Raw genomic sequence first — 26,004 nt, 5'->3', positions numbered from 1 at the left:
GAGGGCGGCCGATGCCAGGATGTCGGTATGACGATCATCATCAAGGGGGCCAACACCCCGCTGCCCGGGGGCCCGTTCCGCATCGCCGTGGCCCGCGAGGACCGGCCGGGCACCCCCCTGGTGGCCGCCACGGCGGTGCTGCTGGACGCGGCGGGCCGGGTCCGTGGTGAAGCCGACGTGGTCCGGGGGGACCGGCCTTCGCACCCCTCGGGCGCCGCACGGCACCTGGGCGGGGCGGCGGAGGGCGGGCTCCTCGTCCAACGGCTGGAGGTGGACGAGGAGGCGGTGGAGCCCGCCGTCCAGCGGGTGCTGATCGTCGTCCTCGCCGCGGGCGGGACGTTCGGCGCGGTCGCCGGGCTCTCCGTGGAGGTGGCCGGCGCCGAGGGCCCGCCGGTGGCGCGGTACGAGGTCACGGACGCCGGTGGGGAGACCGCGCTGGTGCTCGGCGAGTGCTATCGCCGTAACGGGGCCTGGCGCTTCCGCGCCGTGGGCCAGGGCTACAGCGCCGGACCGGCCGCGCTCGCCGCCGACTACGGCATCCCCCCGGAGGCCCTGCCGGCCGCGCCGGTGCCGGGCCCCGCGATGACCGAGGTCCACAAGGAGTCCGCCCCGCCTACGGGCGCGATCCCGGGCGGGGCCATGGGCCTGACCGCGAGCGACACCGCCCCGGGCGGGGCCACGGCGGCGGCCGATCCCGGCCGGGCACCGGCCGGGGGTCGCCAGGAGACAGGCGGGAGCGTGGCCGCGAGCGGGGCCCAACTCACAGCCCAGGCGGCGTCCCTGGCAGCCTCGCTGGCGAAGATGCTGGGCCCGACGGCCGGGTCGGAGCAGGGGTCGGTGCCCGTCCCCGCGAGCGAGGTGTTCCACGAGGCGCACGGCGAAGGAGACCAGGTCCTCTCCTTCGGCCGGCCGGCCCCGAAGGGCCCGCTGATCATCGAGATGTCGGTGGCCGGCGGCGGACGCTTCACCGTCGCCGCCCTCGACGGCGAGGACGCGCAGGACCACGTCCTCCTCGACACCACCGCCCCGATCCGGGAGGCCCGGGTCCTGGCCGTCCGCGGTAAGCGCGCCTTGCGGCTGCGCGTCGAGGCTGCGGGCGCCTGGACCCTGCGGGTGCTGTCGCTCGGCGCCGCCCGCCGGCTGGACGACACCGTCTCCGGCACCGGCCCGGACGTACTCCTGCACGACGGCCCGGCCGCCGACCTGACCCTGAGCCACCACGGGCAGCCGTCCGCCCGCTTCGAGGCGGCCACGGCCCCGCTCGACCGCGTGGAGCCGGCGCGGCGGAAACCGCTGGCCGACGACGACGACCGGGTCGAGGCCACCCACCCGGTCCCGGCGGGGCCGCTGCTGGTGCTCGTGTCGGCGGAGGCCGGCTGGACCGCCGAGCTGACGCCCGCGCCGGGACACCACCGCACTCCGGAGGAGGCCGAGCGGGCCCGCGCCCGGTCCCTGGCCACCGGTGTCTACGAAGGGCGCGGCAAGCTGGAGCTGACCGTGGTGAACCCTGAGCCCGGCAGGCCGGCGGTGGTGGAGTTCGAGCGGACCCGGGTGCCCGAGCGGCACAGCTGGTTCTGGATCTGGCGGCTCGACGAGACGGGCGAGGTGGACCAGCTGAGCATCTTCTCCACCACCAGGGACGCGCGGGGACAGCTGCTGGTGTTCGCCAAGGGCGAGCCCGAGGTGCGGGTGAGGGTCGAGGGCTCCGGCGACTGGCGGCTCCGGGTCCGTCCGCTCGACACGGTGGAGGCCCTGGGCAAGAGCGCCAAGGGGCGGGGACAGGCCGTGCTGCGCTACGCGGGCCCGCCCGCGCTGATCCGGGCCACGTGCGAGGGCTCCGAGGAGACCGACAGCTATGTGCACACCGTCCAGCCGGACGGCACCAGCGACAGGGTCGGGATGATCGGCACCCGCCGGCCGATGACCGGCCCGCTCGCCGTGGGGCCCGAGGGCTGGTGCCATGTGGTCGTGAAGCTGGACCACGCGGCCTCGTGGAAGCTGGAGGTGCTGCCCCTGGCCGACGCCCGCGAGGTGAAGCGGAAGCTGTCCGGCCACGGCTGGGAGCTGGTGGAGATGACCGACTCCGCCGCGAAGGTGGAGGTACGGGTCGACCCCGGGGCCGAGACCGACACCATAGTGCTGGCCACCATGGACGCGAACCTGCGCCCCGAACGCCAGCTGTGCGCGGGGCCCGGCGTCTATCCGGTCCCGTCCGGCCTGATCGGGGTCCGCACCACCGAGAAATGGAGCCTGAAGGTTCGCCGCTGACCTTTCGGAACGATGCGGCCCGGGACCCGGTTTGCCCCCGCTGAGGCGTCCGCTGGGCCACTCCCACGAGAGGACTCCGCAGGATCTGGCTCGCCACCGCGCAACGCTCCCTCGCCGACCCGGCCGTCCGCCACCCGCTGTGGCCGCCACTCACGGAAGGCTGCCCGGTGACGTCGACCGACGAGGTCGCGTACCCGCTGGAGGTCGATGACGACCACGACCGCGTCCCCGTCGGTCTGTTCGCCGCGCCCGCTCACCGGGAGCGCGGCCTCGACCGCTGGGCCCCGCTGCTGCCGCCGCTGTCCGCGCCCGGGCTCGACGAGGGCGGTACGCCACTGGTGCGGCTGCCCGATGGGGTGTACGCGAAGGACGAGTCCCGCAACCCCGCCTGGTGTCACAAAGGCGGGCTCAGCCGGGTTGCGGTCGGAGCGGCGAAGGCCTCCGGCGCGCGTGGCGTCGTGAAGGAGCTCAGCTACCAGGCCGTGAGCGCCTGACCGAGACCGCCCACACCGGGCACCCCTTCGGCCCCGGGGCTACAAGACGATCGCGTACGAGATCTACGTCGAGCTCGGCCGCGTACCTGCCGAGGTGTATCCGCCCACCGGTTACGGCGAGTTGCGCTCGATGGGCGCCGGCGGATGGGACTACGTCACCGGGTTCGACGGCGATGTCGCGGCAGCCCTGGCTCTTCGGCTTCTCCGGAGACGAGGACCGATACGGCGGAGCATGTGCCCCCTGGGTGCGGGTCGTTGCCTGTGGCGCGGCGTCAGGCGGCGTTGATCCGAGGTGGCCTGTCATCCTCATGGGCCGCTCGGCCGATCGGGTCCTTGGCCGGGTGACGCAGGGTGAGGGCGATGGCCACGCCGAGGAGGGTGAGTGCCGCGGCGGTGATGCCTGCGGCGCGCAGGCCGGGGACAAGGGCGGGGCCGGTGACCGCGTCGGTCGCGGGGCCCGCGACGGCGACAAGGACGGCGAGCCCCACCGCGCCGCCGATCTGCTGGGTCGTGGAGGCCATGGCGGAGGCGACGCCCTGGTGTCGGGCGTCGACGCCGGTGCCGGCGGCGGCGAACATCGCGGTCCACGCGAGCCCTTGCCCGAGGCTGAGCAGGATGACGCCGGGGAGCAGGACCGGGTATCCGGCGGATGGCGAGAAGGCCAGGGCGAGGGCCGCCATGCCGGCCGAGCCCAGGAGCAGGCCGGTCAGGACCGTGGCCTTCACCCCCGCGCGGCCGAGGAGACGCTCGCTCACCTTCGTGCCGACCAGACCGGTCAGGGCAGAGGGCAGGAAGGCGAGGCCGGTGGCCATGGCGCTGTAGCCGTGCACGGTCTGCAGGTAGACCGTGAAGAAGTAGTACTGCGCGCCGAATGTGCCCATGAACACGAAGGTGATGCCCATCGCGGTGACCAGACTGCGGTGGCGCAGCAGCCGCAGCGGCATCAGCGGATGCGCCGTCCGTGCCTCGACGGCGAGGAAGACGCCGACGAGCACAAGCCCCGCGAGGAGCGCGACGAGGGTCTCGGCGGAGGTCCAGCCCGCCTCCGGCCCCTGCACGACGCCGAAGACGAGGGCGGTGAAGCCCGCCGTGGCGGCCAGCCCTCCGGCCAGGTCGAAGCCCCGCCCCCTCTCACGGGCGCCGTTCGGCGGGATGACGGCGAACGCCGCGGCTGCCGCGCCGAGGGCGAGCGGCACGTTGACGTAGAAGACCGACTCCCAGCCGAGGTACTGGGTCAGGACGCCGCCGAGCAGCGAGCCGAGGGCGAGTCCCACGGCTCCGGCTCCGCCCCAGACCGCCAGGGCGCGGTTGCGTGCGGCGCCCTCCTCGAAGCTGGTGGCGATGAGCGCCAGCGTGGCCGGCAGCAGCAGAGCGCCGCCGAGGCCCTGGACGGCCCGGGCGGCGACCAGGACGCCGGGCTCGGTGGCGAGGCCGCCGGCCAGGGACGCGACGCCGTACAGGCCCAAGGCGGTGGCGAACATCCGGCGTCGGCCGAACAGGTCGGCCGCCCGGCCGCCGAGGAGCAGGAGACCGCCGAAGGCGATGGCGTAGGCGCTGATGACCCACTGGAGGCTGTGCGCGTCGAAGCCGACCGCGCTGCCGATCTCCGGCAGGGCGACGTAGACGATGTTGTAGTCGATCGCGCTGATGAACTGCGCGAACGCGAGCAGGGCCAGCAGCGGCGCTGTCCCGCCCGAGAGGGTCCGGCGTGGTAAGGACATGGAAGCACCTCTCATGTAAGCGATTGACCGCTTACTTCTCGGGTCGAAGAAGAGGCCGCCGAAGCGGCCGTGGGAAAGAGGAAGGGCGGGGAGTGCTCAGCCACGCAGAGTGCGGGCCCAGGGTGCGTCGATCTCCGCCGCCCCCGCGGCGAGCAGGACGTTGCTGAGCAGGGCGTCGCCGAAGTAGCGCCTGATCTGCTCGTCCGACGCGCCGGAGGCAGCCCGGATGTACTCGACCTGGCGGGCGTAGCAGGCGCGCACCGCGTCCCCGATGACCGGCACGGAGGCGGCGCAGTTGCCGTGCATGAGGATCATGAGCACGTCCCGGTCGGCGACGACGTCCCCGTACGAGGACGACAGGGCCGCGATGACGGCCTCGGGGTCACTGCTCCCGACCTTCGCGACGGTCTCCGCCGCCGCCTCGCGCAGCACGGTCGAGCAGTGCTCGATCAGCGCCGCGAAGAGCGACTCCTTGTCCGGGAACAGCCGGTAGAGATACCCCTGCGAGATACCGGCCGCCTTGGCGACATCCATCGTCGACGTGCCGTAGTAGCCGCGCTCCGCGAACGCCTTGATCGCCGTCCGCATGACCGTGGCCCGGCGCTCGTCGGCGGTCGAGCGCTGCCGCACCTTCGTCCCACTCATGGAAGTAATTAACCACTCGCATCATGAGTGGGTCAAGGTGGCCCGTCGGTCAGGCGGCCGCGGGGGCGCCGAGCATCGCGGAGGCGTGCTGGAACGGGTCCAGGGCGCGCGTCGGCGGGGCCTGGGGAAGGCCGCGGCAGGTGAAGCCGAGCTGGGTCATGGCCCGGAGGACTTCACCGGCGCTGAAATCGCGGCGGTCCTGGCGGGTGATGACCTGGCCGACCTGCATGACCGGGTAGGTCCGACGGCCGATGATCACGGAATCGCCGGTGACCTGCTCGGGCTTGACGCCCTTCATGGTTTCCAGGACACCGCTCTTGGTGAGGTCGAACGGGAAGCGGGCGATGACACAGCGCATGATGCCTCACAGGGAGAAGGAGGGATGGTTCTGCCGCGGTGGGGCGGTTCAGCGGGCGAGGCTGAGCACGCCCAGAGCGCTGCCTTGTTCGTCGACGACGGGCAGGGCGTCGAGCCAGCGGTAGCGCATGGCGTGCTCGGCGTCGGCCATCGTGGTCACGGGCGAGGTGAACGGCCCGCGGTCGCCGAGGATGTCGCGCAGCTGGACCCGGTCCGTGTAGGCGGAGCCGTCGCGGACGGTGGTGAGCTGGGCCTGCGTGACCAGTCCGGTCCACAGGCCGTCGTTGTCGCAGACGAGCAGGTGTCCCGTACGGGCACTGGCCATCACGGACAGGGCCACCTCGACGGTCATGTCGTCACAGACCTGCGGTCCGGCCGTGTCCATGGCGTCGGCCACCGTCCGGTGGACGGGGGTGGCACTCACCGGGCGGGGCTGCGTCTGGACCAGCGTCACAACATGCCTCCTGCAGAGATGGGTCGGCTTCCTGAGACGCGGCAATCAGGCCGCCGCGTCGAAGGCGGACTGCCGCACGCTGACGCGCCGGGCGGCCGAGGAGCGGCTGCGTCGACCGCGGGAGGCGGGCTTGCCCTGACGCCGCTCCGCCGGCGGCGCGGTGATCGTCACGGGGATGCCGGAGGGGGCCTGGGCTCCGGTGATCCGGCTGAGCGCTTCCTCGCCGGAGCGGACCTGCGTGGTCTGCGGCACGATGCCGGCGGCCGCCATGAGGCGGGTCATGTCGCGCCGCTGGTTGGGGGTGACCAGGGTGACGACGCTGCCGGACTCGCCGGCCCGGGCGGTACGGCCGCCGCGGTGCAGGTAGTCCTTGTGGTCGGTCGGCGGGTCGACGTTGACGACGAGGTCGAGGTTGTCGACGTGGATGCCACGCGCCGCGACGTTCGTCGCGACCAGGACCGTGACGTGCCCGGTCTTGAACTGGGCGAGGGTGCGGGTGCGCTGCGGCTGGGACTTCCCGCCGTGCAGGGCGGCGGCCCGGACACCGCTGCCCAGGAGGTCCTGGGTGAGGCGGTCCACGGCGTGCTTGGTGTCCAGGAACATGATCACGCGGCCGTCGCGGGCCGCGATCTCCGTCGTCGTACGGTGCTTGTCGGCGCCGTGCACGTGCAGGACGTGGTGCTCCATCGTCGTGACCGCGCCCTGGGAGGGGTCCACGGAGTGGACGACCGCGTCGGTGAGGTAGCGGCGGACCAGGAGGTCGACGTTGCGGTCCAGCGTCGCGGAGAACAGCATGCGCTGGCCCTCGGGGCGGACCTGGTCCAGGAGTGCGGTGACCTGCGGCATGAAGCCCATGTCGGCCATCTGGTCGGCCTCGTCCAGGACGGTGATCGCGACCTGGTTCAGCCGGCAGTCACCGCGGTCGATGAGGTCCTTGAGGCGGCCGGGGGTGGCGACGACGACTTCCGCGCCCCCACGCAGCGCGCTCGACTGCCTGCCGATCGACATCCCGCCGACGACGGTGGTCAGGCGCAGCTTCACGGCGCGGGCGTAGGGGGTCAGGGCGTCGGTGACCTGCTGGGCGAGCTCCCGGGTGGGGACCAGGACCAGGGCCAGCGGCTGACGGGGCTCGGCGCGCTGTCCGGCGGTGCGGGCCAGCAGGGCCAGACCGAAGGCGAGCGTCTTGCCGGAGCCGGTCCGGCCGCGGCCGAGGACGTCACGGCCCGCGAGGGAGTTCGGCAGCGTCGCGCCCTGGATCGGGAACGGCACGGACAGGCCCTGCGCGGTGAGCGCGGCCAGGAGCGTCTTGGGCATGTCGAGGTCGGCGAACGCCTCGACGGCGGGCAGCGCCGGAGTGATGGTCTTCGGCAGGGCGAACTCCCCCTGCACCGCGGCGGGCCGTCGGCCGTAGCCGCCCGAGCGGTTCGGACCGCCCGAACGACTCGGTGCGCCCGAACGGTTCGGCGCGAACGAGCGACCGCCCCGCGAGGAACCGGCGGTGGAGTCGAAAACGGGGCCGCCGGTGCGGCGGCGGGCGCCGGAGGAACGGCTGTTCGTACGTGTGGGGTTCATTCAGAACCTTCCTTGATACGGCACGCATCAAGGAATTCCCGCAGCGGAAAAGCAGCGCGGGGAATCACAAGAACGGGCCGAATGAAATGCAGAATCGAATCTGATCTGCGGTGGGACGATGCGGCTCCGAAGAGCCCTACAGTAAATTGTTGCAGCTGGGGCCCGCACCCCGAGGGATGCGGGCCCCAGCTACGAAATGCGCGTCAGTGTCAGGCGGGAACGATGTTCTCGGCCGTCGGACCCTTCTGGCTCTGCGCGATGTCGAAGACGACCTTCTGGCCTTCGAGCAGCTCGTACAGGCCCTGGGCGGCGATGTTCGAGAAGTGGGCGAACACGTCGGCGCCGCCACCGTCCTGCTCGATGAAGCCGAATCCCTTGGCTGCGTTGAACCACTTCACAGTGCCGGACGCCATGTCATATCTCCTAGGGAAGTGCGCCGGGATCCGCGGTGCGCGGATACCGGATCGCCGCGATGACGGCCCGACCGGAAGAATCGCCGGAGATACAGAACGCTTCCAGTGGCCGAGACACCGGAAAAGGTGTCTGAAGTTTTGGGAGCCACGACGTCAACTGAGATCGACAGTAGCATGCCGCATCGGCCTGCGTACGCTCGATAACTCCACCCTCTTCAGCGGGGTAAGAACTCTCCCCGCGCCGCGCTGTGAATCCTCACCTCGCGGTCATAGATACGGACACCTCAAGCCTCGGACGGTGGATTCACCGATTCGGCGGCGCGGCGGTACTCGGCGTTGATGCGCTGGGCTTCTTCGAGCTGGTCTTCCAGGATGATGATGCGGCAGGCGGCCTCGATGGGAGTGCCCTGGTCGACGAGTTCCCGGGCCCGGGCGGCGATGCGCAGCTGGTAGCGCGAGTAGCGGCGGTGTCCGCCCTTGGAACGGAGCGGGGTGATGAGGCGGGCCTCGCCGATGGCACGGAGGAAGCCCTGCGTCGTGCCGAGCATTTCGGCGGCCCGGCCCATCGTGTAAGCGGGGTAGTCGTCGTCGTCGAGACGGCCGTACGAGTCATCTGCTGTCATTTGCACCTCTCTGTGGAACGCGTAGAGGGGTCCTGGTGCCGTACGGCACCAGGACCCCGGAGGAACTGCTCTACCATCTGCCGGTTCTACTACTGCGCCGGCTTCCTGTTTCCGCCCACCCGACCGATACGGCGTCGGGGGTGCGGGGATCGCGGTTGCTTGACCGGAGACCACCTCACTATCGATGTCCTGCGGTACCCGGGCTCAAGACTTCCGCCCGGGCGATCCTGATGGCGCGGCTTCCTCCGTTCTTCCCTCGATGATCACCTACGTGTCGAACGTGTACTGCGTATGTCACTCACGGCGGCCCCTGATCACCGCGGGCCACCCGGTCCGGTCGTCAGCCTCGTCGCCATCCTGCGTCGACACCGGCTTCGAGACTCCACCACCGCACCGTCCTGCGTACTGCTGCTTTCGTCCTGCTTCCCGGCAGTTCGTCTCTGCCGGGCCCTGTCGTCTCTCTTGGCTACGAGAGAAACCATAGCCAGGCCACCGCCCAATGTCTACTCCGGCGAGCATAGATTTTTGGCTGCGGGAGGGTGAGGTAACCCGTCATGGAGTGGTGGCGGACACGACGTACACCTTCGGGGCGGCGGGGTCGGTGAGGTCGACGGTGATGTCCTGCGCCGGGCGTGGCTTGTCCCGGCTGACGGTGGTGCCCGACCAGTTCCGGTCCGCCGCGAAGTTCCAGCCCGCGATGTCGGCGTCGCGTGCGCCGACCGTGACCTCGCCGGGAACCAGCTGGGAGCGGCTGGAGCCGATGTTGTTCAGGAAGATGTCGAGCCAGCCGGCGTTCGTCGTGAACTGGACGTACAGCCGGCTCGTCTTCCAGTTGCTGGTCTCGTAGTAGGCGACCCCGGTGCTGCCGGGCGGAATCGGGACCTCGAAGACCCGGCGCTTCATCAGCGAGGGCCAGCTGTCCCGGAGCCCGGTGGCCGAGGACTCGCGTTCCTTGTCGCGGCCGCTGTCGCGGCTCTGCCCGGCGGAGATCACCAGGTAGCCGGCGGGGATGCCGACGAGCAGGACGATGATGATCGCCGTCAGCCAACGACGGCGGATCATGTGGCGCCGGTCCTCCGGCAGCTTGGTCTCCTGCTCGGGAGCGACGGACTGCGTGGGAACGGTCATGAATCCGGGTCCTGGGTGGTGCGGGAGGTACGTCCTTCGGTGCCGCCCCGCAGGGCCTGGGCGTAGCGCTCGTACCTCTCGTGGCGCTCGACGCGGCGGCGGTTGGCACGGCGGAAGCGGCGGGCGACGAGCCGGGCGAGGTCGGCGGCGCCGACCATACCGGCCTCGGGCCCGAGCTGGGCCTTCACGATCCGGGCCTCGGGGCGGTAGCCGCGGCCGGTGAGGTGGCGGCGGAAGGCGTCCCGGGCGGGGCCGATGAGGAGGTCGTCGGCGGCGCTGACCCCGCCGCCGATGACGAAGCAGGACGGGTCGAGCGCGGCGGCGAGGCTGGCGATGCCGACGCCGAGCCACTGGCCGATGTCCTGGAAGAGCTCGACGCACATGGCGTCGCCCTCGCGGGCCAGCTCGGTGATGAGCGGTCCGGTGATGTCGGGGACGTTGCCCTTGACCCGCTCGATGATGTTGTACGCGACCGGGGAGTCGGCGACGGCCAGTTCCCGGGCCTCGCGGACCAGGGCGTTGCCGGAGCTGTACTGCTCCCAGCAGCCGCGGTTGCCGCAGGGGCAGCGGTGGCCGCCGGGGACGACCTGCATATGGCCGAACTCGCCGGCCACCCCGTACTTGCCGCGCTTGACCCGGCCGTCCTCCAGGATCGCCCCGCCGATGCCGGTGCCGAGGGTGATCATGACGAGGTGGTCCTCACCCCGTCCGGCGCCGAAGCGCCACTCGGCCCAGGCGGCGGTGTTGGCGTCGTTGTCGACCATGACGGGGACGGCGAGCCGGGACTGGAGGGCGTCGCGCAGCGGCTCGTTGCGCCAGGCGAGGTGCGGGGCGAAGAGCACGGTGGCCCGCTCGGCGTCGACCCAGCCGGCCGCGCCGATGCCGACGGCGTGCACGTCGTGCCGGTCGGAGAGGTCCAGGACCAGCTCGACGATGGTGTCCTCGACGACCTTGGGGCTCTTGGACTTGTCGGGGGTCTCGGTGCGGACCTTCTCCAGGATGGTCCCGTCCGCGTCGACGACGCCGGCCATGACCTTCGTACCGCCGATGTCGATGCCGACGGTGGGCACCCGGGGTGCGGTCAGGTGGGAGCGCCGCTCGCGGGTGCCGACGGTCCGCAGCGCGGCGCCTCGGGCGGCCCCGCGCTGGGTCAGATCGCGGTAGGTACTCATCGGCTCGATTCTGCCAGGTGCGGTGTCGGGGATCTGTTACGACGGGGTGGGGCGCTCCAGCTCGTGGCGCAGGTCCTCCAGCTCGCTGCCGCCCGCCATCTGCCGGGTGAGCTCGTCCAGAGTGACGGCGTTCGGGCCGGACTTGGTGTGGCTTCCCGACATGACGCCGCGCTTGAGGAGGATGAAACGGTCGCCGACGAGGTAGGCGTGGTGCGGGTTGTGGGTGATGAGGACCACTCCGAGGCCCTGGTCACGGGCCGCGGCCACATATTTCAGGACCACTCCGGACTGCTTGACGCCGAGCGCGGCGGTCGGCTCGTCGAGGACGAGGACCTTGGCGCCGAAGTGGACGGCGCGGGCGATGGCCACGCACTGGCGCTCGCCGCCGGAGAGGGTGCCGATGGGCTGGTCGACGTCGCGCAGGTCGATGCCCATGCGCAGCAGCTCGGCGCGGGTGGTCGCGCGCATCCGGTCGACGTCGAGGCGCTTGAAGGGGCCGGTGCCCTTGGTGGGCTCGGAGCCGAGGAAGAAGTTACGCCAGACCGGCATCAGGGGGACGACGGCGAGGTCCTGGTAGACGGTGGCGATGCCCAGGTCCAGCGCCTCGCGCGGATTGGCGAGCGAGACGTCCTCGCCCTCGATCCGGAAGGCACCGGCGTCGTGCCGGTGCAGCCCGGCGATGATCTTGATGAGGGTGGACTTGCCGGCACCGTTGTCGCCGAGGACGCAGGTGATCTCGCCCGCGTGGACCTCCAGGGAGACCCCTTCGAGGGCGCGGATGTTGCCGTAGTACTTGCTGACGTCGTTCAGCTCGACCAGCGGAGCGGTCACTTGGTCGCCTCCACACGCTTGCGGATCCAGGCGTTCAGCAGGGTCGCCAGGAGGAGCATCGCTCCCAGGAAGAACGTGAACCAGTCGGGGTTCCACTCCGCGTACACGATGCCCTTGCTGGTCATGCCGAAGATGAAGGCTCCGACCGCGGAGCCGATGGCGGAGCCGTACCCGCCGGTGATCAGACAGCCGCCGATCACCGCCGCGATGATGAAGATCAGCTCGTTGCCGACGCCCTCGCCGGACTGGACGACGTCGAAGGAGAAGAGCAGGTGCTGGCCGGAGATCCAGGCGCAGAAGGCCACGCCCATGTAGAGGCCGATCTTCGTCCTGAAGACCGGGACCCCGACCGCGCGGGCCGCGTCGGCGCCGCCGCCGACGGCGAAGATCCAGTTGCCGAAGCGGGTGCGCAGCAGGATCCAGGTGGCGACGGCGACCAGGCCGAACCACCACAGGATGGTGACCTTGAGCTCGACGCCGCCGACGGTCAGCTGCGAGGCGAAGAGCTTCCGCGCGGAGGCGAAGCCCTCCATGTCGGCGATCGACTTGGTGGAGACCGTGCCGCTGATCAGCTTGGTGAAGCCGAGGTTCATGCCGGTCAGCATCAGGAAGGTGCCGAGGGTGATGATGAAGCTCGGCAGCTTGGTGCGGGTCAGCATGAAGCCGTTGAAGACGCCGACGGCGAGCGTGACCAGGAGTGAGACGCCGACACCGACCCAGATGTTCGCGGTCATCTGATAGCTGAACATCGAGGAGATCAGCGCGGAGCTGGTGACCAGTACGCCCGCCGACAGGTCGAACTCGCCGCCGATCATCAGCAGCGCGACGGGCACGGCCATGATGCCGATGGTCGAGGCCGCGTACAGGACCGTGCCGAGGCTGGACGCGCGCAGGAAGCTGTCGGCGACGACCGAGAAGAAGACGAAGACGGCGGTCGCGCCGACGACCGAGCCGAGCTCGGGGCGGGCGAGCAGCTTCTTCAGCGGGGAGGTACGCAGCAGCCGCTCGTCGACGTGGTCGAGGTCGGACGGGGCGGTCGCGCTCATCGAGTGCCCCGCTCGGTGTAGTCCTTCAGCGCGGCGGCGTCGTCCTTGGTGATGATCTGGGGGCCGGTGAGGACCGGCTTGCCGCCGCCGAGGACGTCGGCGTTGTACTTGTACAGCCAGAGCAGGTCGACGGCCTCGTACCCCTGGAGGTAGGGCTGCTGGTCGACGGCGAAGCCGAGCGTGCCGGCGCTGAGCGCCGCGGCGACCTTCGCGTTGAGGTCGAAGGTGTCGACCTCGGCCTTCGATCCGGCGGTCTTCTTCGCCTGGACGGCGGCGTCGGCGAAGGGCGCGCCGAGGGTGACCACCGCGTCGATGGACGGGTCGGACTGGAGCTTGGCGAGGATGGACGCCTGGACGTCGGGCATGTTGGTGCCGTCGACGTACAGGTTCTGGAGGTCTCCCCCGAAGGTCTTCTTCGCCCCGGCGCAGCGCTGTTCGTGGCCGACGTTGCCCTGCTCGTGGAGGATGCAGAGCGCCTTCTTCCGGCCGCGCTGGTCCAGTTCGTCGCCGACGGCCTCGCCCGCGACCGTCTCGTCCTGGCCGATGTGGGTGAGCGCGCCGAACGCCTTGGACTGCTCGGCGCCGGAGTTGACGGTGATCACCGGGATGCCGGCCTTGACGGCCTTCTGGACGGCCGTCTTCATCGCGTCGGGCTTGGCGAGGGTGACGATGAGCCCGTCGACGTCCTTGGCGATGTACGAGTCGATGAGCTGGGCCTGCTGCTGCGCCTCGTCGCTGTGGGCGTAGAGGAAGTTGATGTTGTCCTTGACGGCGGCCTGCTCGGCGCCGCTCTGGACGATGTCCCAGAAGGTGTCGCCGTCCCCCGAGTGGGTCACCATGGCGAAGGTCCACCGGGGGGTGTCCACGGCCGCCTTCCCCTGGGCCGCGGCCGCCTTGCGGGCGTCCTCCGCGCGCTTCCCGCCGGTGCTGCTGCACCCCGCGAGTGCGGCGGTGAGCGCCACCGCGAGCACGGCGCCGACTGCGGCCCGTACCCCTCCTGTCCGAAGCCTGGTCACGAGGCCATGCCCTCCTTTGTGTCCTTCTGCGTGCATTGCAGTATCGGTCATGGGGGTCGCGCGGATCTTCGCGGGGCGGATGTAGGGCTAGGGGCGGACCAGGAGCTGGAATTCGAAGGAGTACCGGGAGGCCCGGTAGAGGTGGGATCCGAACTCGACGGCACGGCCCGTGTCGTCGAAGGTGGTGCGTTCCATCGTGAGCAGGGGGGCTCCCTCCTTCTCGGCGAGCAGGCCCGCCTCGGCCGCCGTGGCGGCGCGGGCGCCGACGGTCTGGCGGGCGCTGTGGAGAGTGATACCGGCGCCGCGCATCAGACGGTAGAGGCCGGTGGTCTCCAGTCGTCCGGTGTCCAGGTCGAGGAGTCCGGCCGGCAGGTGGTTGCGCAGGTACGCCATCGGCTCGTCGTGCGCCGACCGCAGCCGCTCCACGTACCGCACGTCACTGCCCTCCGGTACGCCGAGGGCGGCGGCGATCGGGGCGGTGGCGGGTTCGACGCGGTCGGCCAGGACCCGGGTGGTGGGGCGCTGGCCGGCCGCCTCCAGGTCGTCGTAGAGGCTGCTCAGCTCCAGCGGGCGCCTGACCTGGCTGTGCACGACCTGGGTGCCGACGCCGCGCCGGCGGACCAGGAGGCCCTTGTCGACCAGCGACTGGATGGCCTGGCGGACGGTGGGCCGGGACAGGCCCAGCCGGGTGGCGAGGTCGATCTCGTTGCCGAGCAGGCTGCCGGGGGTCAGGGCCCCCTGCTCGATGGCCGTCTCCAGCTGCTGGGCGAGCTGGTAGTAGAGCGGAACCGGGCTGGTGCGGTCCACGGAGAAGGGTGGGAGCGAGGCGGACGACGACGGCTTGGACACGGACGGGAGCGTAGCCCGAGGAGAAGATGACAGGAAGTGGTGAAGTCCGATTGTCCTGACAAATCCTTGACAGGGGCTCCGCTCGGCACCACCTTGGGGGCCATGCGCATCGGACTGATCGGAACGGGACGTATCGGGGCCTTCCACGCGGGCGTGCTCGCCCGCCACCCGGAGGTCGAGTCGCTCGTCGTGGCGGACGCGGACGGCGCCCGGGCGGCGCAGGTCGCCGGGGTGATCGGCGCCGACGCGGCGCCCACCGTCGACGCCCTCCTCGACCACGCCCTCGACGCCGTCGTCATCGCCTCCGCCACCGCCGCCCACGCCGAGCTGATCGGCCGCGCGGCGGAAGCGGGACTGCCGGCCTTCTGCGAGAAGCCGATCGCCCTGGACGTGCCCGGCACGCTCGCCGCGCTGCGGGCCGTCGAGTCCGCGGGCACGGAACTCCAGCTGGGCTTCATGCGGCGCTTCGACGCGGGGTACACCGCCGCTCGCGAGGCCGTGCGGACGGGCAGGCTCGGACGCCTGCACACGGTACGGGCGGCCACCTCGGACCCGGCCCCGCCGCCCGCCGCGTACCTGCCGCTCTCCGGCGGGCTCTTCCGCGACTGCCTGGTGCACGACGTCGACATCCTGCGCTGGGTGACCGGGCGCGAGGTCGTCGAGGTGTACGCCACCGGCTCGGACGCCGGCCCGGCGATGTTCCGCGAGGCCGATGACATCGACACGGCGGCGGCGGTGCTCACCCTCGACGACGGGACGCTCGCGACGGCGACGGCGACCCGGTGCAACGGGGCCGGCTACGACGTACGGATGGAGCTGGCGGGCGAGCGGGACCAGATTGCCGTCGGCCTGGACGACCGGACCCCGCTGACCTCGGTGGAGCCGTCGGGACCGGCCGCCCCGGTCAAGCCATGGCCGGGCTTCCTGGAGCGGTTCGCCCCGGCCTACGAGGCCGAGCTGGACGCGTTCGTCCGGCTGGTCCGGGGCGAGGCGCCCAATCCGTGCGACGGCCGCGAGGCCCTGGAGGCCCTGCGGATCGCCGAGGCGTGCGAGCGGTCACGGCGCGAGCGCCGCCCGGTCGCGCTGGACGAGATTCCCTCGACATCTGCCTGAGCGGGCGGCTGATCGGCCGCGGATCGGGTACACGCGCCGCGGACCGACGTGCGTGTCGAGGAGGCGATCGTCATGGCCGTGAACCGGACCATGGTGCAGCAGGCGGCGACGTTGGTGGGAGCGGTCTTTCTCCTGGTGGGCATCCTCGGGTTCATCCCGGGCGTCACGACGAACTACGACGCCATGGAGTTCGCCGAGCACCACTCAGGGGCCGAGCTCCTGGGGGTGTTCCAGGTGTCGATCCTGCACAACCTCGTCCACCTCGCGTTCGGAGTGGCGGGCATCCTCATGGCCCGCACCGCCGCGGGAGCCCGGGCGTTCCTCATCGGCGGCGGTCTCATCTACCTCGCGCTCTGGGTCTACGGACTGGTCATCGACCTCGACAGCGACGCCAACTTCGTCCCGGTCAACAGCGCCGACAACTGGCTCCACCTCGTTCTGGGCGCGGTCATGGTGATCCTCGGCGTTCTGCTCGGCTCCCGGACCAGGCGAGTCACCCGCTAGCGAGCACCGGGCCTCAGGCGCCCGCCGACAGCACCGTCCCCTGGGCGACCGCGCACAGGGTCTCGCGGCCCTCGTCGTGCCGGCCGCCTGGGGCGTTCTGGGCGTCCTGCCCGTCCTCGCCGTCCACCGTCAGCAGGTCGCAGCGGACCACCGCCTGTCGCCGCCCCGCGTGGACCACGCTCGCGCGGGCGACGAGCGTACGGCCCCGCGCCGGGCGTACGTACTGGATGGAGAAGCCGGCGGTGAGGACGGCGGGGCCCAGCGCGGTGCCGGCCGCGAAGGTGATCGCGTTGTCGGCCGCGTAGGAGAGCACGCCGCCGTGCGCGAAGCCGTTCTGCTGCTGGAGCTCCTCGCGGAGGTCCACCTCCAGGGTGGCGCCGCCGTCGCCGAAGGCGGTGATCCTGGCGCCGACGAGGCGGCTGAACGGCTGGGCGTCCAGAACCTTGCGCGCCAGGTCAAGGCCGGGGTCCGTGCTGGGGGCGGTGCCGGGGTCGGGGCCGTACGGACGCGTCATCGGGTCACCACCTGACGGGAAGGCGGCGCACGCCGCGTACGAGCAGGCCGGGCATCCACTCCCACGGAGCGCCGTCCGGGTCGAGTTCCAGCCGCGGGAAACGCTCCAGGAGCGTCCGGACGGCGATCGCGCCCTCGAGGCGGGCGAGCGGCGCGCCGAGGCAGTAGTGGATGCCGTGCCCGAAGGCCAGGTGGCCGCGCGGCTCACGGCGGATGTCGAAGCGGTCCGGATCGGGGAAGCGCTTCGGGTCGCGGTCGCCGCCCGCGAGGGAGACGAAGACGGCCGAGTGGGCCGGGATCGGGGTGTCCCCGATGACGGTCGGTTCCTTGGCGACCCGGAAAGTGGTGCTCTCCACCGGCCCGTCGTAGCGCAGCCCTTCCTCGATCGCTCCGTCGAGCAGTCCGAAGTCGGCGCGGAGCGCGGCGAGTTGGTCGGGGTGGGCGAACAGGGCCCGGATCGTGTTGGTGATCAGACCGACGGTGGTCTCGTGCCCGGCGACGAGCAGCAGGTAGGCCATCCCGCGCAGTTCGGGCAGGGACAGCCGGTCACCGTCCTCGGCGCGGGTGGTGATCAGGGCGGACAGCAGGTCGTCGGTGGGCCGGGAGGCCCGCTTGTCCTCGATGAGCGCGTCGAGATAGGCGCCGAAGCCCTCGACGACCTCCCGCGCGGGCGTTCCGTCGGCCGGTGCGACCAGCTCGTTCGACCAGCGGCGGAAGGAGTCGCGGTCGGCCGCCGGAACGCCGAGGAGCTCGCAGATGACGGTGATCGGCAGCGGGAACGCGAAGGCGTCCACGAGATCGGCGCGGCCGGCCGGGGCCATGGCGTCGGCGAGTTCGTCGGCCAGCTCCTGGACGCGGGGGCGCAGGGCCTCCACGCGCCGTCCGGTGAACTCCCGGGTGACGAGCTTGCGCAGCCGGGTGTGGTCGGGCGGGTCCACGGCGAGCAGGTTGGGCCCGATGATCTCCTCGTCGACCGGGACGACCCCGATGACGGAGGGTGACTTCACCAGGCGCGGGTCGGCGAGCGCCGCTCGCCCCTCCTCGTGACCGACGACCAGCCAGAACTCCCAGCCGTCCGGCATGCGGACGTGGTGGACGGGCCCGCTCTCGCGGAGCTTGGCGTAGTAGGGATAGGGGTTCGCGGTGAACTCCGCGCCCCACTCCCCCAGTTCGATGACGGACATCGCCCCAGCCTATGCGGACTCGTCGTCGAGGAGGCCGGCGTCGTGCACGAGAAGGGCGATCTGCACCCGGTTGTTGAGGCCGAGTTTGGCGAGAATCCGCGAGACGTGGGTCTTGACGGTCGGCACGCTCATGTAAAGGGCGGCGGCGATCTCGGCGTTGGACTGCCCGCGGCCGACGGCGACGGCGACCTCGCGTTCGCGCTGGGCGAGTTCGGCGAGCCGGCCCGCGGCGGTCGCGCTCCGTGGCTGTTCGGGCCGGCCCGCGACATGGCTCATCAACTGGCGGGTGACGGCCGGGGAGAGCACGGGGTCCCCGGCCGCGACGCGGCGCACGGCGGCGACGATCTCGGCGGGCGGGGTGTCCTTCAGGACGAATCCGGCCGCGCCCGCGCGCAGGGCGCGCACGACCTGTTCGTCGGCGTGGAAGGTGGTGAGGACGACGACCTCGGGGGCGTCGGGGCGGGCCCGCAGGAGTTCGGTGGCGGTGAGGCCGTCGACGTGGGGCATCCGGATGTCCATGAGCACGACGTCCGGGGCGAGGCGGGCGGCGAGTTCGGGGACGTCGCGGCCGTCGGAGCCCTCGCCGACGATCTCGATGCCGTCGGCGCCGCCGAGCATGAGGGTGAGGCCCGCGCGGACCAGGGGGTCGTCGTCGACGATGAGCAGCCGGATGGTCATGAGGGCCACGGTAGCCAGGCGTGCAGGGCGAACCCTCCGTCGGGGGCGGGGCCGTGGTCCAGGCGCCCGCCGGCGAGAGTGGCGCGCTCGGTGAGGCCGATGAGTCCCTGGCCGGAGCCGGGGACGGGCGGGACGGGTCCGGTGGGGGCCGGGTTGTGGACCGCGACGGTCAGTCCTTCGCCGGGACGGCCGCGCACGGTGAGGGTGACCTCGGTGCCGGGGGCGTGCTTGCGGGCGTTGGTGAGGCCCTCCTGGGCGATGCGGTAGACGGTGCGGCCGGTGGCGGCGGGGACGGTGGCCGGGTCGTCGATGGTGGAGTCCAGGACCACCTTCGTACCGGCGTCGCGGGACTCGGCGACCAGCGCGTCGAGGGTGGCGAGGGTGGGCTGCGGCCGGTCGCCCTCCGCGCCTTCGCCGGGGGCGCGCAGCACGCCGATGATCTGCCGGAGGTCCTGGAGCGCCTCGTGGGCGCTGTCCCGGATGACTCCGGCGGCGCGGGCGACCTGCTCGGGCGGGGCGTCGGGCCGGAACTCCAGGGCTCCGGCGTGCACGCTGAGCAGGGTGAGCCGGTGGGCGAGGACGTCGTGCATCTCGCGGGCGATGGCCTCCCGGGCGAGCCGCTGGGCCTGTTCGGCGCGCAGCTCGGCCTCGGCCTCGGCGCGCCGGGCGCGTTCCCGCAGGGCTTCGACGAGCTGGCGCCGGGAGCGTACGAGCATGCCCCAGGCGGTCATCAGCAGGACCAGGATGACGCCGATGGCGATGCCGAGCGGTGCGCCGGTGGCGGGGTCGGGGCGTACGAAGACCTGGACGGTGGTGCAGGCGGCGGCGAGCGCGCCGATCCAGGCGACCTCGCGGAAGGGCCGCCGTACGGCGACGCTGAACAGGCTCACGAGGAAGGCGCCGCCGGTGAGGGGCGCGATCACGCCGGCGAGGGAGAGCGCGACCGCGAGCCCGACGGGCCACCGGCGGCGCAGCCAGAGGGCGCAGCAGGCGGCGGCTCCGGCGACCTGGTCGGCGAAGGCGACGGTGTCGCTGGTGAGCTGGGCGGTGCTGTCGGCCGCGATCAGCCCGAAGAGGACGGCGCAGAGGAACAGCGTGGTGTCGACGGCCCAGTCGCGTACGGTACGCCGGGGCCCGCGGCCCGGGGGGCCGTCGGCCGGGGGGTCGGCCATGGCCGAGGGCAGCAGCCAGGCGTGGCGGTCCGTACGTGTCATACGAACCAAAGTACGCACGTCAGGGGCGTGCGGCCGGTCGGGAACGGCGGCCGGCTACCAAAGTCGCACGGTCCGAGACTTCGGTAGCACCGGCGGTGTCCGCCCGGCCGACGCGAGCGCCGGCCGGGAAGGATCATGCTCGTCCCATGAAGCGATTCCTGGAAGTTCTCGGCTTTCTGACCATGGTGGTGGGCGTCTGCGGAGTGATCCGCGCGCTGACGGACGGCTGGTTCCGCCTGATGGGTGTCACCCGTTTCCTGACGGAGAACGTGTGGTTCCTGGAGGGCCGCGAACTGTTCGCGAACATCGTGATCGCGGTCCTGGGCCTGGTGATCATGATCGCCTCGGACCGGGTGAGGACATAGCCGATCACCCGCGCCACGTCGACCGGTGCCGGGTGTGGACGAACTCGCGTGCGGCCACGTGGCGGGCCGCGAGCCCGGTCGGAGCCCTACGCCCGCGCCTCGTTGAGGCGGGTGACCTCGGCGAGGTGCTCCGCCATGCGGTGGGAGACCGAGCCGCTGGTGTACAGGACGGCGCCGACGACCGCGAGGGGCACCGAGCCGCCGAGGAGGGCGAGGAGTTCGGGCCAGTCGCGTTCGTTCACGCACGTGCTGTCGTCGTCGTGCAGGTTCTCGCTGGTCCAGCGGGCCTTGCAGTCGTCCTCGTCACGGCCGTCCGCGGCTGTGTACGGCAGGAAGATGCCCACCCCGAGCATGATCCACATGAGGCCGGCGACCGCCAGCAGCGCGAGCCCCCAGCCCTGGGTCCGCCGTGCGCGGGCGCGGAATTGTATGTCGTACGAGAGTGAGCGCATGGGGCAAGAACCTATCGGTCACCGCCGTCGGCGGCGCGGCGGCCCCAACTCGTCCCCGCGAGGACGAGCGCGGCGCCCGCGATGCCGAGCACGCCGGGGCGGTCCCCGGCGATCGCGATGCCGGCGGCCGCGGCCCACAGCGGTTCGGTGCCGAGAAGGAGGCTGACGCGGGACGGGGAGGTGCGGCGGACGGCCCACATCTGCACGAAGAAGGCGAACAGCGTGCAGAAGACGGAGAGGAAGACCAGTCCGGCCCATTCGCGCGGGCCGAAGTCGAGCGCCACCGACCAGGGCGAGGCGCCCGTGCCGGGGGCCGCCGCGAGCAGTGCGAAGACGGCGACGGCTGAGCCGAGTTGGACGGTGGTGAGGGAGAGCGAGTCGGCGCCACGGACCGCCTTGATCCGGGACATGGCCAGGACGTGCACGGTACGGGCCAGGGCGGCGAGCAGCATGAGCAGGTCGCCGAGCGAGGGCGTGGTGAACCCCGCCCCTTGCGTCAGCAGCACCACGCCCGCCACCGAGAGCCCGGCGGCGGCCAGGAAGGCGCGGGGCGGCCGGGTGCGCGTGACGGCGGCCTCGGCGAGCGGCGTGAAAATCATGGTCAGGCTGATGATCAGCCCCGCGTTGGTGGCGGAGGTGTGGACGACGCCGTATGTCTCCAGGAGGAAGATCCCGCTGAGGATCAGACCGAGGAGGCCGGCTCCACGCCACTGGGCGGCGTTCAGCGCCCGCAGCCCCCGCCATCCGGCGACGACGAGGGCGGGCAGGACGACGGCGAACCGCAGGACCAGGACGGCCACGACCGTGTGGGTGGTGGTGATGCCCTTGGCCGCGAGGTAGCTGGCGCCCCAGACGACGGCGACGAGGAGCACCGGAAGGTCGGTGAGCCAGGCGCGGCGCGGGGCACGAAGGGGTACGGAAGCGGCAATCGACGTCATCGCGGGCCTGCTCCAACTCGTCGGACGGGGTGGAGACTTCAGCGGCTCGCACGCGGGACGATCACCGTACCGGGAGAAGCGAGTGGTGGCTACATGTTTCCCTGCACGTAGCTCCCGTACTGGGGGCGGCCCGCCAGTTCGTACGTGTGGATGGCGACGCCCGCGCCGGTGGTCCTGGCACCGGCGTGCCGGAAGGCGGTGGGCCGGGCTCCGTCGGTGAAGAGCCGCATGCCCGTGCCGAGGACGACGGGGAAGACCAGGAGGTGGATCGTGTCGATGAGGTCGTGCGCCATCAGGGACTGGGCGAGGCGGCCGCTGCCGTGCATCTGCACCTCGCCGTCGGTGCGCTCCTTCAGCGCCGCGACCTCCTTGACGACATCGCCGCCGAGGACGGTCGTGCCGGACCAGTCGGCCGACGTCAGCGTGGTCGAGGCGACGTACTTGGGAAGGGCGTTGAGCTTCGAGGCGACCGGGTCGGCGGGGTCGGTCTGCTTCGGCCAGTAGCCGGCGAAGATCTCGTACGTGCGGCGGCCGAGGAGGAAGGCGGCGGGCCGGGCGAAGACCTCGTCCATGAAGGCGCCGAAGTCCTCGTCGCCGTACGGCACGGACCATCCGCCGTGCTCGAACCCGCCGCTGGGGTCCTCGTCGGGTCCGCCGGGCGCCTGGTAGACGCCGTCGAGGGTGACGAACTGGGTGAGGCTGAGCTTGCCCATGGCGCGGTGCCTTTCGGTTCGGGCCGGGTGTCCCCTGGTCCATCGTGTCTCACAAGCTCCGACTCCACCGCCCGGCGAAAGTCATCGGCGGCCCGTGATCGGTGTCCGATTGCCGCCAGCACCTGCTCCCCGCGCCGACTTTCATTGAACCCGCAAGCACTCAGCACTTTTCAGGAGGTTCGGGATGTCCACGATGAACGGCACGGCGGTCCTGGTGACGGGCGGCAGCCGCGGGATCGGCGCGGCCACGGCGCTGCGTCTGGCCCGGGAGGGCGCGGACGTGGCCTTCACCTACGTCCACGGGGAGGAGCGGGCGAAGGAGGTCGCCGCGCGGATCGAGGCGACCGGGCGCAAGGCTCTCCCCCTGCGCGCCGACGCGGCCGACCCCGGGGACGCGGCCGGTGCGGTGGAATGGGCGGCGGACGCGCTCGGCCGGCTCGACGTCCTGGTCAACAACGTCGGCCTGGGCGTCCTCGGCCCGCTGGAGTCGCTGACCCTCGCGGATGTGGACCGGGTCCTCGCGGTCAACGTTCGGGCGGCCTTCCTTGCAGCCCAGGCGGCGGCGGCCCGCATGGACCGGGGCGGGCGGATCGTCATGATCGGCACGTGCATGACGGCCCGGGTCCCGGGGCCGGGCGGCACGCTCTACGCGACGAGCAAGTCGGCGCTCATCGGCCTGACGAAGTCGCTCGCGCGGGAGCTGGGTGGGCGGGGCATCACCGCCAACATCGTCCACCCGGGACCGACCGACACCGACATGAACCCGGCGGACGGTCCGTACGCGCAGGGCCAGGCGGACATGACGGCCCTGGGCCGCTTCGGCACCGCGGAGGAGGTCGCCTCGATGGTGGCGTTCCTGACGGGCCCGGGCGCGGAGTACGTGACGGGCGCGGAGTTCTCGGTGGACGGTGGCCACGCGGCGTGACGACGCCCACGACGACCACGACGGCCCCCCACGCTGCCCACGAGGGCCTCGGCGAGTGAGCCGAAGGGGCGCGTCGGGGGAACAGTCCCGAGCGCGCGGAGGCCCGCGAGGAACGAGCGGGTCGAGCACGTACGGGGCTGTGAGTCCGGCAAAGAGCGCCCCGGAGGTGAGCCGAGCCCGAAAAAAGAGGGGCCGCGAGGGCGCACCGGTGCTGTCGGGCCGGTGCGCCCTCGCGGGCTTGGGCGGGGTGTCGTTACCCGCCCAGCTCCTGGTGGCGGGCCGTCAGCCGCGCCGAGCCCTCCTCGGTCAGGGAGCCGAAGAGGCGGAGGCGGGAGATGCCGCCGTCGGGGTAGATGTCGATCCGTACGCGGGAGCCGACCGCCGGGGCGTCGAGCAGGAAGCGGTGGTTGGTGTCGGGCTGGAGGCGGGTCCGGGGCAGGATCTCGGTCCAGTCCTCGGAGCCCTCGGCCGCCACGGAGAGCGCGGCCCAGCCGGCGCTGTTGCCCTTGAGGTACGCGGTGTCGATCTCGACCGCGCGGATCTCGGACTCGGCCGCCAGGCTGTAGCGGATCCAGTCGTTGCCCTTGTCGCGGCGGCGGCGCGTCTCCCAGCCGTCGTCCATCTTGCGGGAGCGGCCCGGCTGGATGGTGTTGGTCGCCGGGGAGTAGAAGCGATCGGAGGCGTCCTCGACCTGGCCGCCGTTCTCGAGCGCGGCGAGGTCGAAGGTGCCGAGCACGCCGAGCCACTTCGGGTCCGGGGCGACCTCTCCGTACACGCGCAGGCGAGCGATGCCGCCGTCGGGGTGCTGGTTGACGCGCAGGTGCGTGAAGCGCTGCTCGACGTCGACGGTGAAGCCGTTGGCGGCGTGGCCGCCGATCGCGGTGCGCGGGACGAGGGTCGTCCACTTCACGTCGTCGGCGAGGAGCTCCTCGGGCGAGGGTGAGCCGGCCACGGAGGTGGCCTCGACGGAGACGGCCTGCGGGTAGTTGCCGCGGAAGTGCGCGGTGTCGATCACGATGCCGCGGACGACGCCGGGGGCACCGAGGCGGACGAGCGCCCAGTCGTGGTCGTCCTCGGTCGGGTGCGGCGCTTCCGCGGAGACGCCACGGCGGCGGCGGGTCTCCCAGCCGTCCATGATCTTGCCCTTGTGGCCGAAGTGCTCGGGGTCGAACTCCGCGGCCTCGGGCTTGAGCATGTTCTCGCGCTCGGCGAAGAACTCGTCGTTGGCGGCGATCACGCCCGCGCCGAGACGGCGGTCGGCGAGGTCCGCGTACTGCGTGAAGGGGAAGTCGGCGGTGCGGTAGTCCGCGTACGGGTCGCCACCGCCGTAGGGGCTGGCGTCACCGGTGAAGCGAGGTATGGCGGACACGTCAGTTGTTCCTTTCGAGGAGGCGGCCGGAGGGCTCGGCCAGGACGCCGTGGGCGTTGATGCGCTCGCCGCGCAGCCAGGTGGACTTCACGACGCCGTGCAGGGTCTTGCCCGCGTAGGCGGTGATCCGGTTGCGGTGCTGGAGATCGGCCGGGTCGACCGTGAACGTCTCGTCGGGCGCGAGCACGGCGAAGTCCGCGTCGCGGCCGGCCTCGATGGCGCCCTTCCGCGACAGCCCCGCCAGCCGGGCCGGGGCCTCGGACATCCAGCGGACGACGTCCTCCAGGCTGCGTCCACGACGGCGGGCCTCGGTCCAGATGGCCGGCAGGCCGAGCTGGAGGGAGGAGATGCCGCCCCAGGCGGAGGCGAAGTCGGGGGTCTTGAGGTCGGCGGTGGAGGGCGAGTGGTCGGAGACGATGCAGTCGATCGTCCCGTCGGCGAGGCCCTCCCAGAGGGCGTCCTGGTTGGACGCCTCGCGGATCGGCGGGCAGCACTTGAACTCGGTGGCGCCGTCGGGGACCTCCTCCGCCGTCAGCGTGAGGAAGTGCGGGCAGGACTCGACCGTGATCTTGACGCCCTCGGCCCTGGCCGCCGCGATGAGCGGCAGCGCGTCGGAGGAGGACAGGTGCAGCACGTGGACGCGGGCGTTCAGGCGACGGGCCTGGTCGATCAGGTTCTGGATCGCGGTGTTCTCGGCGTCGCGCGGCCGGGAGGCGAGGAAGTCGGCATACTTCTCGCTCTTCTTCTGGGGCGCGGCGGCGAGGTGGTGCGGGTCCTCGGCGTGCACGATCATCAGCCCGTCGAACCCGGCGATCTCGGCGAGCGAGTTCGCCAGCTGCTCCTGGTCCAGCGAGGGGAACTCGTCGACCCCGGACGGGGACAGGAAGCACTTGAAGCCGAAGACCCCGGCGTCGTACAGCGGGCGGAGGTCCTTGACGTTGTCGGGCAGCGCGCCGCCCCAGAAACCGACGTCGATGTGTGCCTTGGTGCGGGCGACGTCCTGCTTGATCCGCAGGTGCTCGACGGTGGTCGTCGGCGGGAGCGAGTTCAGCGGCATGTCGAGGAGGGTGGTGATGCCACCGGCGGCGGCCGCGCGGGTGGCGGTCCAGAAGCCCTCCCACTCGGTGCGGCCGGGGTCGTTCACATGGACGTGGGTGTCGACGAGCCCGGGGAGCACGACGTCGTCGCCGACGTCCTCCAGCCGCGCACCCGCCGGCACCTCGGCGTCGTACGGCAGCACCCCGGCGATGGTCCCGCCGGAGACGGCGATCGACGCGGGGCGCGTCCCCTCGGGGGTGATGACGCGTGTCGAGCGCAGTACCAGGTTGACGTCCACCCGTACCCCTTCTTTTTCACCCAGCAGAAATTCAACGAACTGTTGAAGGAGTCTTCACTCAGGACGACATGTCGTCAAGGGCACACTTTCAGCATGACCCCGCCGGACCGG

General features: G+C 71.8%; 28 protein-coding genes. 6 read left to right on the top strand and 22 right to left on the bottom strand.

The annotated features are described in order from the left end of the window. Window positions 1-27 precede the first annotated feature (27 nt). Both ACFYV5_RS02455 and ACFYV5_RS02450 read left to right on the top strand, forming a co-directional pair. Complete coding sequence (locus ACFYV5_RS02455; RefSeq protein ID WP_389163368.1) at window positions 28-2,268, top strand: TerD family protein; 2,241 nt, start codon at window positions 28-30, stop codon at window positions 2,266-2,268. A 167-nt stretch (window positions 2,269-2,435) separates the two neighbouring features. Beyond that, a complete protein-coding gene (locus tag ACFYV5_RS02450; protein ID WP_389163365.1) occupies window positions 2,436-2,762 on the top strand; it encodes a hypothetical protein in 327 nt (108 codons plus the stop codon). Window positions 2,763-3,034: 272 nt separating this feature from the next. Here the strand turns inward: ACFYV5_RS02450 and ACFYV5_RS02445 are convergent, their stop codons facing one another. The 13 genes from ACFYV5_RS02445 to ACFYV5_RS02385 form a co-directional block, all read right to left on the bottom strand. After that, window positions 3,035-4,483 carry an MFS transporter gene (locus ACFYV5_RS02445; protein WP_389163362.1) on the bottom strand — a complete coding sequence of 483 codons (1,449 nt, stop codon included), beginning with the start codon at window positions 4,481-4,483 and terminating at the stop codon, window positions 3,035-3,037. Between the two features lie 96 nt (window positions 4,484-4,579). Next, a complete protein-coding gene (locus ACFYV5_RS02440; protein WP_389163360.1) occupies window positions 4,580-5,128 on the bottom strand; it encodes a TetR/AcrR family transcriptional regulator in 549 nt (182 codons plus the stop codon). Between the two features lie 49 nt (window positions 5,129-5,177). Beyond that, on the bottom strand, window positions 5,178-5,486 hold the full coding sequence (locus tag ACFYV5_RS02435) for an SCO5918 family protein (protein WP_355106928.1): 309 nt from the start codon (window positions 5,484-5,486) through the stop codon (window positions 5,178-5,180). Window positions 5,487-5,534: 48 nt separating this feature from the next. Further along, the gene (locus ACFYV5_RS02430) at window positions 5,535-5,939 is read right to left on the bottom strand and encodes a CBS domain-containing protein (protein WP_355106926.1); all 405 of its coding nucleotides are present in this window, start codon (window positions 5,937-5,939) and stop codon (window positions 5,535-5,537) included. A gap of 45 nt (window positions 5,940-5,984) precedes the next feature. Next, entirely contained in the window at window positions 5,985-7,511 is a 1,527-nt protein-coding gene (locus tag ACFYV5_RS02425; RefSeq protein ID WP_355106924.1) for a DEAD/DEAH box helicase, read from the bottom strand. Between the two features lie 209 nt (window positions 7,512-7,720). Next, window positions 7,721-7,924, bottom strand: a complete 204-nt coding sequence (locus ACFYV5_RS02420; protein WP_355106922.1) for a cold-shock protein — start codon at window positions 7,922-7,924, stop codon at window positions 7,721-7,723. Between the two features lie 284 nt (window positions 7,925-8,208). Further along, window positions 8,209-8,547: a MerR family transcriptional regulator gene (locus ACFYV5_RS02415; RefSeq protein WP_355106920.1), complete on the bottom strand. Its 339-nt coding sequence runs from the start codon at window positions 8,545-8,547 to the stop codon at window positions 8,209-8,211. A gap of 552 nt (window positions 8,548-9,099) precedes the next feature. Continuing rightward, entirely contained in the window at window positions 9,100-9,675 is a 576-nt protein-coding gene (locus ACFYV5_RS02410; RefSeq protein WP_355106918.1) for a hypothetical protein, read from the bottom strand. Further along, window positions 9,672-10,847, bottom strand: coding sequence for an ROK family glucokinase (locus ACFYV5_RS02405; RefSeq protein WP_389163353.1), 1,176 nt, complete (start codon window positions 10,845-10,847; stop codon window positions 9,672-9,674). Before ACFYV5_RS02405 ends, ACFYV5_RS02410 begins: the two co-directional genes overlap by 4 nt. A gap of 36 nt (window positions 10,848-10,883) precedes the next feature. Then, window positions 10,884-11,678: an ATP-binding cassette domain-containing protein gene (locus tag ACFYV5_RS02400; RefSeq protein WP_389163350.1), complete on the bottom strand. Its 795-nt coding sequence runs from the start codon at window positions 11,676-11,678 to the stop codon at window positions 10,884-10,886. Further along, entirely contained in the window at window positions 11,675-12,724 is a 1,050-nt protein-coding gene (locus ACFYV5_RS02395) for an ABC transporter permease (RefSeq protein WP_389163347.1), read from the bottom strand. Before ACFYV5_RS02395 ends, ACFYV5_RS02400 begins: the two co-directional genes overlap by 4 nt. Continuing rightward, window positions 12,721-13,740 (bottom strand): sugar ABC transporter substrate-binding protein, encoded by a 1,020-nt coding sequence (locus ACFYV5_RS02390; RefSeq protein WP_389163344.1) that lies wholly within the window; start codon window positions 13,738-13,740, stop codon window positions 12,721-12,723. Before ACFYV5_RS02390 ends, ACFYV5_RS02395 begins: the two co-directional genes overlap by 4 nt. Before the next feature lie 87 nt (window positions 13,741-13,827). Next, entirely contained in the window at window positions 13,828-14,547 is a 720-nt protein-coding gene (locus tag ACFYV5_RS02385) for a GntR family transcriptional regulator (protein WP_389165026.1), read from the bottom strand. A gap of 144 nt (window positions 14,548-14,691) precedes the next feature. On the opposite strand from ACFYV5_RS02385, the gene ACFYV5_RS02380 reads away from it, so the two are divergent. After that, window positions 14,692-15,702 carry a Gfo/Idh/MocA family oxidoreductase gene (locus ACFYV5_RS02380; RefSeq protein ID WP_355106908.1) on the top strand — a complete coding sequence of 337 codons (1,011 nt, stop codon included), beginning with the start codon at window positions 14,692-14,694 and terminating at the stop codon, window positions 15,700-15,702. A 72-nt stretch (window positions 15,703-15,774) separates the two neighbouring features. Next, a complete protein-coding gene (locus ACFYV5_RS02375) occupies window positions 15,775-16,206 on the top strand; it encodes a DUF4383 domain-containing protein (protein ID WP_389163341.1) in 432 nt (143 codons plus the stop codon). 13 nt (window positions 16,207-16,219) lie between these two features. Here ACFYV5_RS02375 and ACFYV5_RS02370 read toward each other — a convergent pair whose 3' ends face one another. The 4 genes from ACFYV5_RS02370 to ACFYV5_RS02355 are packed head-to-tail and all read right to left on the bottom strand — an operon-like array spanning window position 16,220 to window position 19,795. Beyond that, a complete protein-coding gene (locus ACFYV5_RS02370; protein WP_389163338.1) occupies window positions 16,220-16,720 on the bottom strand; it encodes a PaaI family thioesterase in 501 nt (166 codons plus the stop codon). 4 nt (window positions 16,721-16,724) lie between these two features. After that, complete coding sequence (locus tag ACFYV5_RS02365; protein WP_389163337.1) at window positions 16,725-17,903, bottom strand: cytochrome P450; 1,179 nt, start codon at window positions 17,901-17,903, stop codon at window positions 16,725-16,727. Between the two features lie 9 nt (window positions 17,904-17,912). Further along, the gene (locus ACFYV5_RS02360) at window positions 17,913-18,581 is read right to left on the bottom strand and encodes a response regulator (protein ID WP_389163335.1); all 669 of its coding nucleotides are present in this window, start codon (window positions 18,579-18,581) and stop codon (window positions 17,913-17,915) included. Further along, window positions 18,578-19,795, bottom strand: a complete 1,218-nt coding sequence (locus ACFYV5_RS02355; RefSeq protein ID WP_389163332.1) for a sensor histidine kinase — start codon at window positions 19,793-19,795, stop codon at window positions 18,578-18,580. The genes ACFYV5_RS02360 and ACFYV5_RS02355 overlap by 4 nt, the downstream gene beginning before the upstream one ends. 146 nt (window positions 19,796-19,941) lie before the next feature. On the opposite strand from ACFYV5_RS02355, the gene ACFYV5_RS02350 reads away from it, so the two are divergent. Next, window positions 19,942-20,160, top strand: coding sequence for a hypothetical protein (locus tag ACFYV5_RS02350; RefSeq protein ID WP_389163330.1), 219 nt, complete (start codon window positions 19,942-19,944; stop codon window positions 20,158-20,160). An 86-nt stretch (window positions 20,161-20,246) separates the two neighbouring features. Here ACFYV5_RS02350 and ACFYV5_RS02345 read toward each other — a convergent pair whose 3' ends face one another. The 3 genes from ACFYV5_RS02345 to ACFYV5_RS02335 form a co-directional block, all read right to left on the bottom strand. After that, window positions 20,247-20,612 (bottom strand): hypothetical protein, encoded by a 366-nt coding sequence (locus tag ACFYV5_RS02345; RefSeq protein WP_355106894.1) that lies wholly within the window; start codon window positions 20,610-20,612, stop codon window positions 20,247-20,249. Between the two features lie 11 nt (window positions 20,613-20,623). Continuing rightward, entirely contained in the window at window positions 20,624-21,550 is a 927-nt protein-coding gene (locus ACFYV5_RS02340; protein WP_355106892.1) for a DMT family transporter, read from the bottom strand. An 89-nt stretch (window positions 21,551-21,639) separates the two neighbouring features. Further along, window positions 21,640-22,263: a dihydrofolate reductase family protein gene (locus tag ACFYV5_RS02335; protein ID WP_355106890.1), complete on the bottom strand. Its 624-nt coding sequence runs from the start codon at window positions 22,261-22,263 to the stop codon at window positions 21,640-21,642. 184 nt (window positions 22,264-22,447) lie between these two features. On the opposite strand from ACFYV5_RS02335, the gene ACFYV5_RS02330 reads away from it, so the two are divergent. Then, window positions 22,448-23,188, top strand: a complete 741-nt coding sequence (locus tag ACFYV5_RS02330) for an SDR family NAD(P)-dependent oxidoreductase (RefSeq protein WP_389163323.1) — start codon at window positions 22,448-22,450, stop codon at window positions 23,186-23,188. A 253-nt stretch (window positions 23,189-23,441) separates the two neighbouring features. Here the strand turns inward: ACFYV5_RS02330 and alc are convergent, their stop codons facing one another. Both alc and allB read right to left on the bottom strand, forming a co-directional pair. After that, a complete protein-coding gene (gene alc, locus ACFYV5_RS02325) occupies window positions 23,442-24,557 on the bottom strand; it encodes an allantoicase (RefSeq protein WP_389163319.1) in 1,116 nt (371 codons plus the stop codon). Window position 24,558: 1 nt separating this feature from the next. After that, window positions 24,559-25,893: an allantoinase AllB gene (gene allB / locus ACFYV5_RS02320; protein WP_355106884.1), complete on the bottom strand. Its 1,335-nt coding sequence runs from the start codon at window positions 25,891-25,893 to the stop codon at window positions 24,559-24,561. Between the last annotated feature and the right edge of the window lie 111 nt (window positions 25,894-26,004).

The sequence above is a fragment of the Streptomyces sp. NPDC003035 genome, assembly GCF_042888285.1.
Taxonomy (GTDB): domain Bacteria; phylum Actinomycetota; class Actinomycetes; order Streptomycetales; family Streptomycetaceae; genus Streptomyces.
This window is presented reverse-complemented; position numbering and strand designations above follow the sequence as displayed.